This is a genomic window from Embleya sp. NPDC050154 (assembly GCF_044460165.1).
In the GTDB taxonomy this organism is placed as follows: Bacteria; Actinomycetota; Actinomycetes; order Streptomycetales; family Streptomycetaceae; genus Embleya.
In genome coordinates this window covers 1-14,971 of record NZ_JBITJP010000027.1, presented here as the reverse complement: position 1 = coordinate 14,971, position 14,971 = coordinate 1, and the positions used below count along the sequence as shown (strand labels likewise).

The window sequence follows — 14,971 nt, the reverse complement described above, 5'->3', positions numbered from 1 at the left end:
ATGGTGTGGTCGGCCGGCCCGCCCCGACTGGAGTCAACGAACCATGAGCCTCGTGAGTGTGCTGTCCGGGCGCTCGCGCTCCGGGCGACCGGCCGATCCGCCCGTGGACGGCCCGCGGCCCCGCGGCGTCGCCCGCTGGAACACCGCGATGGTGCTGGCTCCCGCACTGATCGTGCTGATCATGGGATGGCACCGCCGCTGGATCAGCGACGACGGCCTGATCTTCACCCGCACGGTCCGCCAGATCCTGGCCGGCCACGGCCCCGTGTTCAACGTGGGCGAACGCGCCGAGGCGTCGACGAGCACGCTGTGGCAGTGGATCCTGGTCCTGGCCTCGTGGACCACCCAGACGGACGTAGGCCGGCTCGCGGTCTATCTGGGCCTGCTGTGCACCACCGCCGGCTACGCGCTCGCCCTGCACGCCACCCGCCGGCTGTACACCCGCACCGACGACACCCCCTGGCTGGTGCCGTTCGGCGTGCTCGCGCTGCTCGCGCTGCCGCCGGTGTGGGACTTCGCCACCTCCGGCCTGGAGACCGGCCTGACCACGCTGTGGACGGCCGGCTGCTGGTGGCTGCTGGTCCGGCTGCCGCACGACCCGCGCGCCCGGGTCGATTACGCCCTGGCCTTCCTGGCCGGCCTCGGGCCGATGGTGCGCCCCGACCTGGCCATCGCCGGGCTCGGCTTCCTGATCGCGCTCGCCGTCGTCCGCCGCCCCCGGGTGCTGCGGGTCCTGGCCCTGCTCGGCACCGCGTTCACCCTGCCGCTGCTGTACGAGATCTTCCGGATGGGCTACTACGGCGTCGTACTGCCGCTGCCCGCCGTCACCAAGGAGGCCTCCGCGGCCGACTGGTCCCGGGGCTGGGACTACGTCCACGACCTGGCCGACCCGTACCACCTGTGGATCCCGGCCGTCGTGCTGGCGGCCGTCGTGCTCGGCCGACTCGCGCCGCGCCTGAGCGACCCCGCGGGCCTGCCCGGGCGCCTGCGCACGATCGACCGCGCCGCCTGGAACCGGTTCACCGTCTTCGCGGTGCCGGTCCTGTGCGGCCTGGCGATGCTGCTCTACGTGGTGCGCGTCGGCGGCGACTTCATGCACGCCCGGATGTTGCTGCCCGGACTGTTCATGCTGCTCCTGCCGATCCTGATGGTCCCCGCGAACCGACTCGCGGTACCCGCCGCCACGGTGCTCGTCGGCTGGGCCCTGATCTGCGCGATCACCTTCCGGGTGCCCTACGACGGCATCGGCCCGCGCGGCGTCGCCGACGAACGCGCCTTCTACGTCGGCGCGCTCAACGTCGCCAACCCGGTCACCGCGTACTCCTACGTGGCCAACTACCCACGCTTCCCCTCCGCCGCGAACGCCGCCCGCGCCGACCACACACACGTGATCGTCTACCCCTGGTACGACGGCTTCTACGTCACCGCGCTCAACCCGAACCTGCCCGCCCCGGTCGCCACGGTGTGGGCCAACCTGGGCATGAACGGCGCCAACACCCCGCTCGACGGCGTCTCGGTGGACATCCTGGGCCTGGCGTATCCGCTCGCCGCCCACGTCGAACTCACCACCCGGGGCCGCCCCGGACACGAGAAGCAAATCGACATCGCCTGGGTCTTCGCCCAATACGCCTCACCCGACGCCGTTCTGCCCCCGGGTATCGACCCGATCCGGGTCAAGGCCGCCCGCTACGCCCTGACCTGCGGCGACGCCAACCGGGGCAAGCTCAAGGAGCTCCAGGACTCGGTCCACGAACCGATGTCCTGGAGCCGCTTCAAAAAGAACTTCACCGGCGCCTTCGACCGCACCTCGTTCCGCTTCCCCAACAACCCGATCACCGCCGCCAAGGAAATCTGCGGCATAGACGTCCTCGCCAAGGACGTCCTCCCCAAAGACAAACCCGACCGCTGACCAACCCAGCCCATCGGGCGCTTGAGCACCCCCACCGCCCGCACCCGAAAATCCCAACCGCCCGGCCCGACCCCACCAAACTCAGCCCGCCCGGCGCTTGAGGACACTCACCGCAGGCACCCACAAACCGCAACCGCCCCACCCCGGGCACACCAACCCAGCCCGTCCGGCGCTTGAGGACACTCACCGCAGGCGCCTGCCAACCGCAACCGCCCCACCCCGGGCACACCAACCCAGCCCGTCCGGCGCTTGAGGACGCTCGCCGCAGGCGCCTGCCAACCGCAACCGCCCCACCCAACCCCACCAAACCCAGCCCGTCCGGCGCTTGAGGACGCTCGCCGCAAGCACCCACAAACCGCAACCGCCCCACCCAACCCCACCAAACCCAGCCCGTCCGGCGCTTGAGGACACGCTCAAGCACAAACGCCCTCGGGCCGGCCACCGCCCAAAGGCCGGCTCACCCCCGTGACCGCACAGTCACGTCGTTGATCCGCGAATCCTGCGGCAGCAACAGCGCCGACACGACAACCCCCGCGACAGTCCCGGGATCGCTGTACCGCTCGCTCTCGAACGCCCCACCCTCCTGCTCCCGCACCCCACGCTGCATCGGCGTCGCGGTCCGCCCCGGATACACGCTGGTCACCCGCAGCAGCGGCTCCTCCTCCCGCAGCCCGTCGGCCAACGCCTTCAACGCGTGCTTGCTCGCCGCGTACGCCGCCCAGCCCGGATTGGTCCGCAACCCCGCACCGCTGTTGAGCAGCACCACATCGCCGTGCCCGCGCCGCAGCGCCGGCAGCAGCACGCGCGTAACCTCCGCCACCGCGACCACGTTGACGGTCAATGTGCGCGACCACACGGCCGAGGCCGTCTCCGCCACCGTGCCCAGATCCGCGACGCCCGCGCTGTGCACCAGGCCCGCGAACGTCTCCTCGGCGATCGGCGCCAGCGCGTCCGCGATCGTCTCGGGGCTCTCCAGGTCCGCGACCACGGTCCGCACCCCGGGCCCGGCCACCTCTGCGGCCCGCGCCTGCGACCGCACGATCGCGACCAGGTCGTGGCCGTCCTCGCGCAACCGGCGGGCGATCTCCGCGCCGATACCGCTGCCTGCACCGGTAATCACGTAAGTACTCATCCCGTCACCCTACGAGGTGCGCGAGCCCCGGGACCGACGACCACACGCGGCCCACCCCTGCCCCATCCGGCCCCACCGGCCTCTCCCGTCCCTCACTCGGCCCGACCCGCCTCGCGCCGCCCCACGCGACCCCACCCCTCCCCGCCCCGACTGGAGCCCCACTGACGATGACGCTGACCACCACCCTGCCCGGACAGGGCCCACCGCCCACCGACCCCGCCGCCCCGGCCCCCGACCGCACCCGGCGCCTGGCCGCCCGCTGGAACGTGGCGATGGTGCTGCTGCCCGCCGCGTTCCTCGCCGTATGGGGCGGCCAACGCAGCTGGCTGTGCGACGACGGCCTGATCTTCACCCGCACGGTCCGCCAGATCCTGGCCGGCCACGGCCCCGTGTTCAACCCCGGCGAGCGCGCCGAGGCGGCCACCAGCACCCTGTGGCAGTGGCTCCTGGTCGCCGGCACCGAACTCACCGGCCAGGATCCCGCCCCGCTGGCCGTGCGCCTGGGCCTGCTGTGCAGCGTGATCGGCTGGTTCCTGGCCGCCGACGCCGGCCGCCGACTGCACCTGCCCCGATCCGACGCCGCGTTCCTGCTCCCGTGCGGCGCACTCGTCCTGCTCGCACTGCCGCCGGTATGGGACTTCGCCACCTCCGGCCTGGAGACCGGCCTGACCACGCTGTGGACGGCCGGCTGCTGGTGGCTGCTGGTACACCTCGCCCGCGACCCGCGCACCCACACCGCCCACGCCCTGGCCCTGCTCGCCGGCCTGGGCCCGATGGTGCGCCCCGACCTGGCGATCGCCGGCCTCGGCTTCCTGGTCGCCCTCGCCCTCGTACACCGCCCCCGACCGGCACGCGCGCTCGCCCTGCTCGGCACCGCCGGCGCACTCCCGCTGGCGTACGAGATCTTCCGGATGGGCTACTACGGCGTCCTGCTCCCGCTGCCCGCGATCACCAAGGAGGCCTCCGCCGCCGACTGGTCCCGGGGCTGGGCCTACCTGCACGACCTGGCCGACCCCTACCACCTGTGGCTGCCCGCGCTGATCCTGGCCGCGTTCGCCACAGCCGCTGCCGCCGCCGCGGTCGCGGTCGGAACAGCGGCCACCGCGAGCCGCCCACACCCGCCGACCCCCGCCCGGCCCGCCCCGGACACCCGCACCCGACTACACGTCCTGTACGCGGTACCGGTCCTGTCCGGCCTGACCATGCTGCTCTACGTGGTCCGTGTCGGCGGCGACTTCATGCACGGCCGGATGTTGCTGCCCGGACTGTTCGTGCTGCTCCTGCCGATCCTGATGGTCCCCGCGAACCGAATCGCGGTACCCGCCGTGAGTGCCCTGGCGGTCTGGTCACTGCTGACCGCGATCGCCTTCCGGGTGCCCTACGCCGGCATCGGCCCCGGCGGCGTCGCCGACGAACGCGGCTTCTACACCTCGGTCCTGGGCGTCGCCAACCCGGTCACCGCCGACGTCTTCATCGACCGCTTCCCCGGCTTCCCGACCATGATCCGGGGCCCGCGCCCGGGGTATCGCCACACCCTGGTCGACCGGTCCCCGACGCACTCCTTCGTGGTCCCGCTGCGACCGGACCTGAACGCGTCGATCGTGGCGATGTGGCCCTCGCTGGGCATGAACGGCGCGGCCACCCCGATCACCGGGATCGCGCTCGACGACCTGGGCCTGGCCTACCCGCTCGCCGCGCACATCCACCTGACCACCCGCGGCCGCCCCGGCCACGAGAAGCGGATCGACCCGGCGTGGGTGCTCGCCGAGTACGCCGACCCGGCCGCACCCCCGCCCCCGGGCATCGACCCGATCCGGATCGCCGCCGCGCGCTACACGCTCACCTGCGGCACCGCCGATCGGGGCCGGCTCAAGGAACTGCGCGACTCGGTGCGCGCGCCGATGTCCTGGCAACGCTTCGCCGCCAACCTCACCGGCGCGCCGGCACGCACGGCCTTCCGCTTCCCCAACGACCCGATCGTGGCCGCCCGGCAGATCTGCGGCGTCGACGTGCTGGCTCCGGGCGTCCTGCCCACCGCCCCGACACCGGCCCCGGCACCGCTGCCCTGACCCGGGTGCGGCCCGCACACCCGAAGGTGTGCGGGCCGCTTCCGAGCGACGCCGAGCGACGACGAGCGCGAAGGCGTCACGCCCCGCGCAACACCGCCCCGGTACGCTCCGCCGCGAGCGCCACCGCCGCGTCGCGCGCGACCGTGGCCTCCTCGACCGTGAGCGTGCGATCCGGCGCCCGGAACCGCAGCGCGTAAGCCAGCGACTTGCCGCCCTCGGCGATCTGCGCGCCGGTGTACACATCGAACAGCCGCACCGACTCGAGCAGTTCCCCCGCGCCCTCGACCAGCGCGGCCTCGACCGCGGCGGCGGGCACCGCGGCGTCCACGACCAGCGCGACGTCCTGCGTGGCCACCGGGTACGACGAGATGTGCCCGGCCTGCGGCACGTACTCGCCGTCGAGGTCGGCGGTCAGCAGATCCAGGTCCAACTCCATCGCGCCGACCCGCTCGGGCAGGTGCAGCGTCTTGACCACCCGCGGATGCAGCTCGCCCGCGTGCCCCACGACCCGCTCGGTCCCGTCCGGCGCGGTCACCACGAGCGCCGCGCAGCGCCCGGGATGCCACGGCTCGTGCTGATCCTGACGCACCGTCAGCTCAACCCCGACGGCGTCCGCGACCACCCGTGCCGCCTCGACCGCGTCCGCCCAGATCTGCGGCCGACCCGGGCCCCACCAGCCGGAGCGCTCCCGCTCGCCGGCCAGCACCACCGCGACCCGCTGCGGCTGGTGCGGCAACGCCGCCTCCAGCCGCGCCAGTTCCTCCTCCGTGGGCCGCCGGTCCACCGCGAGCACGGGCGCGACCGGCGTCGAGGCGTTCGGCCGGAAGACCACGCCGGACTCGAACAGCGCCGGATCGCCGTTGCCGCGCCCGAGGTTGCGACGCAACGTCCCGAGCAGCCCCGGCAGCAGCGTCGTGCGCAGCGCCGGCTCCTCCTCGGAGATCGGATTGACCAGCACCACGGTGCGCCGCCGCGCGTCGTCCTCGGGCAACCCGAGGTCGTCGAACGCGCTCTGCCCCAGGAACGGGTAGTTGAGCACCTCGGTGTAGCCCGCGCCCGCGAGCGCGCGACCGAGCCGACGCCGGCGCCGCTGATCCACGGTCAACCCGCGACCGGCCGGCACCTGCGGCAGCGTGGAGGGCACCTGCTCGTAGCCCTCCAGCCGGATCACCTCTTCGGCCAGGTCGTTCGGGTCGGTCAGGTCGGGCCGCCAAGTCGGCGGCACCACGGTCAGCTCGTCGATCCCCTCGACCGAACAGCCCACCTCCTGCAACCGCTGCGCGACCGTCTCGCGCGGGTACGCGACACCCGCGACCTTCGCCGCGTGGTCCGCCGCGAGCACGATCCGCACCACCTCGCGCGGCGCGTCCACCTCGGTCACGCCCGCCTCGGCCTGGGCCCGCTCGCCGCCCAGCGCGGCCAGCAGGTCCACCGCGCGCTGCGCCGCGGCCCGGGCCGCCTCGGGGTCCACCCCGCGCTCGAACCGGCGCGACGCCTCCGAGCCCAGCTTGTGCCGACGCGCGGTGCGCGCGATGGCCACCGGGTCGAAGTGCGCGGCCTCGATCACGATGTCGGCCGTGTCCTCGCCGATCTCGGTGCTCTCGCCGCCCATCACACCCGCGAGACCGATCGGCCCCCGGTTGTCACAGATCAGCAGGTCCTCGCGGTCCAACCGGCGCTCGGCGTCGTCGAGCGTGGTCAGCGTCTCGCCCTCGAGCGCGCGACGCACCACGATCGGGCCCTGCAACCGGGCCCGGTCGTAGGCGTGCAGCGGCTGACCCAGTTCGAGCATCACGTAGTTGGTGACGTCCACGACCAGCGAGATCGGCCGCATGCCGCTCATCTGCACCCGCCGCTGCAACCACAGCGGGGACGGCGCCTCGGGGTCGATGCCGACCACGGTGCGCGCGACGAACCGGTCGCAGCCGGCCGGGTCCTCGACCACGACCGGGTAGCCGTACCCGTTCGCGTCCGGCACATCCAGCAGCGCCGGGTCGCGCAGCGGCTGCCCGTAGGCGATCGCCGCCTCGCGCGCGACGCCGCGCATCGACAGGCAGTAGCCCCGGTCCGGGGTCACCGCGATGTCGAGCACCTCGTCGACCAGACCCAGCAGTTCGATCGCGTCCGCGCCGACCTGCGCCTCGATCGGCAGCACGATGATGCCGTCGTGGTCGTCGCCCATGCCCAGTTCGCGGGCCGAGCAGATCATCCCGCGCGAGACGTGACCGTAGGTCTTGCGCTCGGCGATCTCGAACGGACCGGGCAGCACACCGCCCGGCAGGATCACCACGACCTTGTCGTCGACCTCGAAGTTGCGCGCGCCGCAGACGATCTCCTGCGGCTCACCGGTGCCGTTGGCGTCGCCGACGTCGACCTTGCAGAACCGGATCGGCTTCTTGAAGCCCTCCAGTTCCTCGATCTCCAGCACCCGGCCGACCACGAGCGGACCCTTGAGGTCCGCGCCGAGCCGCTCGACCGTCTCGACCTCCAGGCCCAGCGCCACGAGCTTGTCGGCGACATCGCGCCCGGACTCGCCGGCGGGGAGGTCGACGTACTCCCGCAGCCACGAAAGCGGGACCCGCATCAGATCTCCATCCCGAACGGAAGGGTGAACCGGACGTCACCCTCGACCATGTCTCGCATGTCCTCGACGTTGTGCCGGAACATCAGCGCGCGCTCCAGGCCCACGCCGAACGCGAACCCGCTGTACACCTCGGGGTCGATGCCGCACGCGATCAGCACGCGCGGGTTGACCATGCCGCAGCCGCCCCACTCGATCCAGCCCTCGGACCGGCAGGTCCGGCACGGGTGCTCGGGGTCGCCCACCGAGGCGCCGCGACACACGAAGCACTTGAGGTCGAGCTCGGCGGAGGGCTCGGTGAACGGGAAGTACGACGGGCGCAGCCGGGTGACGATGCCCTCGCCGAACATCGCCTCGACGAAGTGGTCGAGGGTGCCCTTGAGGTCGCCCATGGTCAGGCCCCTGTCCACGGCCAGACCCTCGATCTGCCCGAACACCGGGGTGTGCGTGGCGTCCAGCTCGTCGGTGCGGTAGACCCGGCCCGGACAGATCACGTAGATCGGCGGGGTACGGGTCAGCATGGTGCGGATCTGCACGGGCGAGGTGTGCGTGCGCAGCACCACGCCGGAGTCCGCCGAGCCGTCCTCGGCGCGCACGAAGAAGGTGTCCTGCATGGTCCGCGCGGGGTGGTCCGGCAGGATGTTGAGGGCGTCGAAGTTGTACCACTCCGCCTCGACCTGCGGGCCCTCGGCGACCTCGTAGCCCATCGCGACGAAGAGGTCCTCGATCCGCTCGGACAGCGTGGTCAACGGGTGCCGGGCGCCGCGCGGGGCGCGGTCCCACGGCAGCGTGACGTCGACCGCCTCCTCGACCAGCACGCGCGCGTCGCGCTCGGCCTCCAGCTCGACCTGACGCTGCTCCAGGGCCTTCTTCACCGCACCCCGCGCCTGGCCGACACGCTTGCCCGCCTCGGCCTTGGCCTGCGGGGGGAGTGCGCCGATCTCGCGGTTGGCGAGCGCGAGCGGCGAGCGGTCGCCGGTGTGCGCGACCTTCGCCTCCTGCAGCTCGGCGAGGTCGCCCGCGGCGGCGACCGCCGCGAGCGCCGCGTCGCGGGCCCGCTCGACTTCCTCTGGTTTCAACGCCTCGACCTCGACCGGGTCGTACGACTTGTTCGGTGCCGACATCTGTGTCCAGTGCTCCTGTGGGGGATCCGCCGGTGGTGGAGGCGGCAATGACGTCCTACGACGTCCGCGCTCCGAGTTTACTGACGCCTGATCGGCGTGCGTGTCTCGGCCGAACCGCGACGACGTGTGGTGGAGCGTCCCGCGTTGCTACATCAGGACGTCCGGCATCGCGGCCGGCAGGGTAAATCGAAATCGGGCCCCGCCGCACTCGGCGCGATCCACGCCGATGGTGCCCGCGTGCGCCTGCACCAGGCCCTTGACGATGTACAGCCCCAGGCCGGTGCCACCGCGGCGGTTTCCGCGCCAGAATCGGGTGAAGACACGGTCGAGGAGTTCGTCCGGGATACCCGGGCCCTCGTCGCTCACCGTGATCTCCGTCCCGTGCGCACCGGGCGCGGACCCGATGGAGACCGCGCGCATCTCGATGGTGACGGTTCCCGCGCCGTGGCGCACCGCGTTTTCCAGCAGGTTGCCCAGGATCTGGTCGAGCTTGTCGGCGTCCAGCCACATGCTCGGCAGCGGCCCGTCGACCACCAGCACGAAGCGCTCGTCGGGCAGGCCGTTGCACTCCATCGCGCGCAGGTGCCGGTGCACCGCCTCTTCCATGTCCACGACCTGGCGGTTGAGTTGCAGCCGGCCCGCGTCGATCCGGGAGATGTCCAGCAGCTCGGTGATCAGCCGGGTGACCCGGTCCGCGTCCGCGTCGACCGTCTCCAGCATCAGCCGCTTCTGCTCGTCGGTGAACCGCTCCCACTTGGCCAGCAGGGTCGCGGTGAAGCCCTTGACCGAGGTCAGCGGCGAGCGCAGTTCGTGCGCGACGGTGGCGATCAGATCGGAGTGGCCGCGCTCGATCCGCCTGCGCGCGTCGGTGCAGCGCAACGACACCACGAGCTTGGCCAGCGGGCTGTGCGGCCCGTCTGCGCGCACGAAGGACGCGGTGACCAGGATCTCCCGGCCGGCCAGGAGCAGATTGCGCTCCGGCTGCCGGGTCCGGGTGCCCAGACCGCCGTACGGGTCGGTGCACACCCACCAACGCCTGCCCTCGAGGTCCTCCAGCGGCAGCGCGTCCGCGATGTGTTTGCCGAGCGCGTCCTCGGGACGCGTCCCGGTGATCCGGGCGGCGGCGGTGTTGAACGTGACCACCATGCCGTTCTCGTCCGCGATCACCAGGCCGTCGGGCAGCATGTCGGCGTCCATCGGCCCCCTTCCCGTTTCGGGCCCGAGGGAGTTCCGGGCCGGACACACTATCCCAACGCGCGACGTGCCGTCCGGATGCGCCGGACGCAACGGTCTCGTTCCCCCACGACCGGTGGTCAAGCCGGGTACGTCGGGGTCATCGCTCGCTTCGCACCCCGGAGCGGCAACCCCCGCGCCCGCGTTGCGCGCGGGCGGACGCGTACAGACACACGGCCGCGGCGGTCGCCAGGTTCAAACTCTCGGCCCGCCCGTGGATCGGGACTCGCACCACGGCGTCGGCCAGCGCCCGGGTCTCCTCGGGCAATCCCCACGCCTCGTTGCCGAAGACCCACGCGGTGGGCCCGCTCAGCCCGCCCGCGTCCAACTCGCCGTCCAAGTCCGCTTCTCCGGCGCCGTCGGCGGCCAGGATCCGCAGCCCGGCGGCACGCAGCGCGGCCACGGTGTCCTCGATCCGGGCACCGGTGACCACGGGAAGGTGGAAGAGGCTGCCCACGGAGGCGCGCACGGCCTTGGGGTTGTACGGGTCCACCGACGCGTCGGTGAGCACCACGGCCTCCGCGCCGGCCGCGTCGGCCGCGCGCAGCACGGTGCCGGCGTTGCCGGGGTCGCGCACGTTGGCGAGGACCGCGACCAAGTCCGGCCGCGCGGCCATCGCGCTCTCCAGCGGTACGTCCACGAACCGGCACAGCGCGACCACGCCCTGCGGCGTCACGGTCTGACTGATCGCCGCGACCACCTCGTCGGTGGCGGTGAACACCGGGACCCGGGCGGCGGACGCCCCCGCGACCAGATCGGGGTAGCGCTCGGCCACCTCGGGGGTGATGTACAACTCGCGCAGCGTCCCGGACAGGGCCACGGCCTCGCGGACCGCCTGCGGCCCCTCGGCCAGGAACAACCGCTCACGGGCCCGGAAAGCACGTTTGGCGAGCCGCCGGGCCGCCGCCACTCGGGGTGATCGGGTGGACGTCAGCTCGGGGCTCGCCATCGCGTTACCGTTCTCTGCTCTCGGCCTGTAACGACGTAAGAAGTACTGCGACATCGACGACGTGAGTCGACGATCAGGCCGCGGCGTCTTCCTTCTTCGCGTTGACATCGGCCGGGAGGGCCTTCTGCGCTACCTCGACGAGGGCGGCGAACGCCGGGGCGTCGTTGACCGCGAGCTCGGCGAGCATCTTGCGGTCGATCTCCACACCGGCGGCCTTGAGGCCCTGCACGAAGCGGTTGTAGGTCATCCCGTTCAGGCGGGCAGCGGCGTTGATGCGCTGGATCCAGAGCTGACGGAAGTCCCCCTTCCGCTTCTTGCGGTCGTTGTAGTTGTAGACCATGGAGTGGGTGACCTGCTCCTTGGCCTTCCTGTACAGACGGGACCGCTGGCCGCGGTAGCCGGACGCCCGCTCGAGGATGACGCGGCGCTTCTTGTGGGCGTTGACTGACCGCTTGACGCGTGCCACTTGATGAACTCCTTGATGTCAGACCGCGGTGTGTCGACCGCGGCCCGGGTAAGTCTGGGACCGTCGCCGGTCGCCGACCGGTGGGTTCTCGTCAGCCGGTGCGACGACTGCTGCTGCCTACTACTTCTTGAGCAGCTTCTTGATCTTCTTGGCGTCGGCCGGGGCCACCTCGACGACACCGGCGAGGCGCCGGGTCAGGGTCGAGGGCTTGTGTTCGAGAAGGTGACGGCGACCCGCACGCTGACGCAGCACCTTGCCGGAGCCGGTGATACGGAAGCGCTTGCTGGCACCGCTGTGGGTCTTGTTCTTCGGCATGTCGCCGCAGTCTCCTCGTCGTGCCGCACCCGCCCGGCGGTGACCGGGCAGGCACAGGTGTGTTTGCAAATCGGGCGCGGGGCGACCCGTTCCGGGTCAGACCTGCTCGTCGGCCTTCGACTCCGCGTCGCTCGCGACGGGGGTCTCGGTGACCGGAGCGGCCTCGGCCGGGGCGGCTTCGGGAGCGTCCGCGGTTTCCGTCTCGTCGGGGTGATCGTCCCCGGACTCGACGGCCACACGGCGCGCGTCCTTGCGGGCCGCCTGGGCCTCACGGGCCTCGGCCATGGCCTCGGTCTTCTTCTTGTGCGGGCCGAGAACCATGATCATGTTGCGGCCGTCCTGCTTCGGGTTCGACTCGATGAACCCGAGGTCCTGGACGTCCGTCGCGAGGCGCTGCAGCAGTCGGTAGCCCAACTCGGGCCGGGACTGCTCGCGACCACGGAACATGATCGTGATCTTGACCTTGTCGCCCTGCTTCAGGAACCGCTCGACGTGACCCTTCTTGGTGTCATAGTCGTGCGGGTCGATCTTCGGCCGGAGCTTCATCTCCTTGATGACCGTGTGCGCCTGGTTCTTGCGCGCTTCACGGGCCTTCATGGCCGACTCGTACTTGAACTTGCCGTAGTCCATGAGCTTGCAGACCGGCGGCCGGGCGTTGGCCGCGACCTCGACGAGGTCGAGGTCGTACTCCTGGGCAAGTTCCATGGCCTTGGCCAGCGGGACGATTCCGACCTGCTCGCCGCCAGGACCAACGAGTCGCACCTCGGGGACGCGAATCCGGTCGTTGATGCGGGGCTCGGCGCTGATGGGGCCTCCTCATACCTGAAGCGACCGCGGGCGAAGCGGCCACATGTGTCTCGGTGTAACTTCCCCCCGAGCCAGGTTTTCCGTGAAGCCATCCAGGCAACGCGAAAAAGCCTCGCACGGTTGCATGCGAGGCTCCACCACCGGCTGACGAAGCCGCCCACAGGGCGGCGAACGTGGAACGGACGCACACGAAGTGCGTCGCACCGGACCGGTACCCGTCGTCCGTGAGGTCGATCGGGTGGGAGACGGAGCCTCCGCTTGCAGGCCGGGCATGCAGATGCCCGGTCGGTCGATACATCACTCTACCACTGGCTGGAACATGGCGAAGGGCCCCGTTGTTCCCCGATTCCTGGGCATACCCGAGACTGGGCACATGAGCGAGAGCGCCCCACTTACTTCACCCGGCCACACCGACGACTTCGCCGGCAACCCCGACCGGGTCGAGACCATGACCCGGGACATCGCGGACGTGCCGGCCGTCGAGGTCATCACCACCTTGTCCGTGCACCTGATGAGCGCGGCGGCGGTCAAACTGGGCCTGGCCGAGGATGGCGAGGCGCACAAGGACCTGGACGAGGCGCGCAAGCTGATCACCGCCCTCGCGGGCCTGGTCACCGCCGCGGCCCCCGAGGTCGGCTCCTACCACGCGGGCCCGCTGCGCGACGGCCTCAAGACCCTGCAACTCGCCTTCCGCGAGGCCTCCACCCACCCGGACCAGGCAGGCAAGGGCCCCGGCGAAAAACTCACCGGCCCAGTCCACCCCTGACCTGACCCCCACCCCGCGCCGGCCCAACCCACCCGGCGCGGGGACACCCCACCACCCCAACCGGCACAGGAACACCCCACCCAGCCCGGCCGACACGGGGGCAACCCTCCAACCCAGCCGGCGCGGGCCCCCATCCAGCCGGTCTGGGCCACACCATCCAGCCCCTCCGGCGTTTTTTGAGCACGAGCAGGCCGCAGGCCGACCGCACCCGACGGACGCCCAACAACCGCACCCGGCCGCCACCAACCCAACCCGGCCGACGCGGGGAAGGCCCTCCAGCGGATCCGAGCCATCCCCCTCAACTCGTCCGGCGCTTGAGGACAAGCAGGCCGCAGGCCCACCGCACCAGACCGAGACGAAGCAACCCGCCCGGCCGGGCCGACCCACTCGACCCGACCCGCACGGAAGCAAGCCTTCCAACCGGACCGGGCCATCCCCCTCAGCCCGCCCGGCGCTCGAGGACAAGCAGGCCGCAGGCCGACCCACCCCGGACGGACGCGCAGCAACCGCACCCGGCCGCGACCGACCCAGCCCGGCACCCACGCGGAGCAACCCGGCCGGACAATCCGGCCGCCGGAGGCACCCACCCGGGTTCATCGTGCGAAGAGTGGTTCCACGTCGAGGGCGCTGCCGGGAGGCAACATCGCCAGGTCCAGGCCGCGATCCAGGCGCGCCCGCACCACGTCGTCCTCGGCCAACCGCCCCACGATGCGCCGCGCCGCCTCGGTAACCTCGGTCGGCGCCGCGGCCGCGACCAGGCTCAGCGTCAACTCGTGGCCGCCGCCCTCGGTCAGGTACACCGCCGAGACCGCGACCTCCTCGGCCACCGCCGCCCGCACCGCGCCCAGGATGTCCGGATCCCGGTGCGGCGCCACGTGCGCGCGCCCTTCCGCCACCGCCCGCAGCCGACTCCCGGTGAGCTCGTACGGGTGCGGCCCGGCCAGATCCAGAAGCAGCGTGTCCGCCTCCTCCGCGTACGCGGCGTGCGCGGCGCGCGCGGCCTCGACCGGAATCGGCCGGGCGTCCGAGCGCCAGCGCGCCAACGCCGCCACCGAGGTGAACGCGGGCAGCGCCCGGCGCCCGTCCGGCCCCTGAATCGTGGGCACCGCCATGTCGCTGGACTTCTCCCGCCGCAGCTCCCCCGGCGCGACGTCCTCCTCCTCGGTCAGGATCGCCACGACCGGTACCAGGAGCCGCGCCCGGCACAGCGCCCGCGAGACCGCCTCGTCGTCCACCTCCCGAGCCGCCAGGGCCTCGGCCAGCGCCGGGTCCGCACTGCCGTCGTCATCGGGAAAACCGGTATCGGGAATGCTCTTGCCGCTGAAATCCACCCGTCGACTGTAGACCCGCCCCCACCACCCCTCACCCCAAGCAGCCCCACCCCGAACCCCACCCCCACCCCAAACCTCACCCCCACCCCCGACCCCACACACCCACCCCGAACCCCAACCCCGAACCCCAACCCCGCACGCCCACCCGCACGCCCACCCTCGGCGCGTCAGCGCCCCCGACCCAGCCCACCCCCGTGATCGACGCGCGAAGCGCGGAGAGCGGCGGAGCCGCAAGCGTGGGCTTCGTGCCCCGGAGCGAAGCGGAGGGACACGAAGCCCCGAGCGAGGC

Annotated in this window: 12 protein-coding genes; 3 read left to right on the top strand and 9 right to left on the bottom strand. The window is 72.1% G+C overall.

What is annotated here, in order from left to right; all coding sequences use genetic code 11:
* The first annotated feature begins 43 nt into the window (after positions 1-43).
* A complete protein-coding gene (locus tag ACIBSV_RS40075) occupies positions 44-1,909 on the top strand; it encodes a hypothetical protein (RefSeq protein WP_395872112.1) in 1,866 nt (621 codons plus the stop codon).
* Between the two features lie 457 nt (positions 1,910-2,366).
* Here ACIBSV_RS40075 and ACIBSV_RS40070 read toward each other — a convergent pair whose 3' ends face one another.
* Positions 2,367-3,041 (bottom strand): SDR family oxidoreductase, encoded by a 675-nt coding sequence (locus ACIBSV_RS40070; protein WP_395872110.1) that lies wholly within the window; start codon positions 3,039-3,041, stop codon positions 2,367-2,369.
* Positions 3,042-3,208: 167 nt separating this feature from the next.
* Here ACIBSV_RS40070 and ACIBSV_RS40065 point away from each other — a divergent pair, with 167 nt between their 5' ends.
* Positions 3,209-5,110, top strand: a complete 1,902-nt coding sequence (locus tag ACIBSV_RS40065) for a hypothetical protein (protein WP_395872108.1) — start codon at positions 3,209-3,211, stop codon at positions 5,108-5,110.
* A gap of 76 nt (positions 5,111-5,186) precedes the next feature.
* Here the strand turns inward: ACIBSV_RS40065 and pheT are convergent, their stop codons facing one another.
* The 7 genes from pheT to infC all read right to left on the bottom strand — a co-directional run bounded on the left by pheT (position 5,187) and on the right by infC (position 12,540).
* Positions 5,187-7,694 (bottom strand): phenylalanine--tRNA ligase subunit beta, encoded by a 2,508-nt coding sequence (gene pheT / locus ACIBSV_RS40060; RefSeq protein WP_395872106.1) that lies wholly within the window; start codon positions 7,692-7,694, stop codon positions 5,187-5,189.
* The gene (gene pheS / locus ACIBSV_RS40055; RefSeq protein WP_395872104.1) at positions 7,694-8,815 is read right to left on the bottom strand and encodes a phenylalanine--tRNA ligase subunit alpha; all 1,122 of its coding nucleotides are present in this window, start codon (positions 8,813-8,815) and stop codon (positions 7,694-7,696) included. The genes pheT and pheS overlap by 1 nt, the downstream gene beginning before the upstream one ends.
* 147 nt (positions 8,816-8,962) lie before the next feature.
* Positions 8,963-10,012, bottom strand: a complete 1,050-nt coding sequence (locus ACIBSV_RS40050) for an ATP-binding protein (RefSeq protein ID WP_395872102.1) — start codon at positions 10,010-10,012, stop codon at positions 8,963-8,965.
* A gap of 136 nt (positions 10,013-10,148) precedes the next feature.
* Positions 10,149-10,997, bottom strand: coding sequence for a TrmH family RNA methyltransferase (locus tag ACIBSV_RS40045; RefSeq protein WP_395872100.1), 849 nt, complete (start codon positions 10,995-10,997; stop codon positions 10,149-10,151).
* 73 nt (positions 10,998-11,070) lie between these two features.
* Complete coding sequence (rplT, locus tag ACIBSV_RS40040; RefSeq protein ID WP_020552013.1) at positions 11,071-11,463, bottom strand: 50S ribosomal protein L20; 393 nt, start codon at positions 11,461-11,463, stop codon at positions 11,071-11,073.
* Between the two features lie 120 nt (positions 11,464-11,583).
* Positions 11,584-11,778, bottom strand: a complete 195-nt coding sequence (gene rpmI, locus ACIBSV_RS40035; RefSeq protein ID WP_078978620.1) for a 50S ribosomal protein L35 — start codon at positions 11,776-11,778, stop codon at positions 11,584-11,586.
* Between the two features lie 96 nt (positions 11,779-11,874).
* Complete coding sequence (gene infC / locus ACIBSV_RS40030; RefSeq protein WP_395872098.1) at positions 11,875-12,540, bottom strand: translation initiation factor IF-3; 666 nt, start codon at positions 12,538-12,540, stop codon at positions 11,875-11,877.
* A gap of 418 nt (positions 12,541-12,958) precedes the next feature.
* Between infC and ACIBSV_RS40025 the strand changes: the two genes are divergently transcribed.
* The gene (locus tag ACIBSV_RS40025; protein WP_395872096.1) at positions 12,959-13,351 is read left to right on the top strand and encodes a DUF1844 domain-containing protein; all 393 of its coding nucleotides are present in this window, start codon (positions 12,959-12,961) and stop codon (positions 13,349-13,351) included.
* A gap of 593 nt (positions 13,352-13,944) precedes the next feature.
* On the opposite strand, the gene ACIBSV_RS40020 is transcribed toward ACIBSV_RS40025, so the two are convergent.
* Entirely contained in the window at positions 13,945-14,682 is a 738-nt protein-coding gene (locus ACIBSV_RS40020; protein WP_395872094.1) for an SseB family protein, read from the bottom strand.
* Positions 14,683-14,971: the final 289 nt, after the last annotated feature.

Coding starts and splice junctions, on each gene's coding strand:
- ACIBSV_RS40075 (WP_395872112.1), top strand. CDS start 44: ATGAGCCTCGTGAGTGTGCTGTCCGGGCGCTCGCGCTCCGGGCGACCG.
- ACIBSV_RS40070 (WP_395872110.1), bottom strand. CDS start 3,041: ATGAGTACTTACGTGATTACCGGTGCAGGCAGCGGTATCGGCGCGGAG.
- ACIBSV_RS40065 (WP_395872108.1), top strand. CDS start 3,209: ATGACGCTGACCACCACCCTGCCCGGACAGGGCCCACCGCCCACCGAC.
- pheT (WP_395872106.1), bottom strand. CDS start 7,694: ATGCGGGTCCCGCTTTCGTGGCTGCGGGAGTACGTCGACCTCCCCGCC.
- pheS (WP_395872104.1), bottom strand. CDS start 8,815: ATGTCGGCACCGAACAAGTCGTACGACCCGGTCGAGGTCGAGGCGTTG.
- ACIBSV_RS40050 (WP_395872102.1), bottom strand. CDS start 10,012: ATGGACGCCGACATGCTGCCCGACGGCCTGGTGATCGCGGACGAGAAC.
- ACIBSV_RS40045 (WP_395872100.1), bottom strand. CDS start 10,997: ATGGCGAGCCCCGAGCTGACGTCCACCCGATCACCCCGAGTGGCGGCG.
- rpmI (WP_078978620.1), bottom strand. CDS start 11,778: ATGCCGAAGAACAAGACCCACAGCGGTGCCAGCAAGCGCTTCCGTATC.
- ACIBSV_RS40025 (WP_395872096.1), top strand. CDS start 12,959: ATGAGCGAGAGCGCCCCACTTACTTCACCCGGCCACACCGACGACTTC.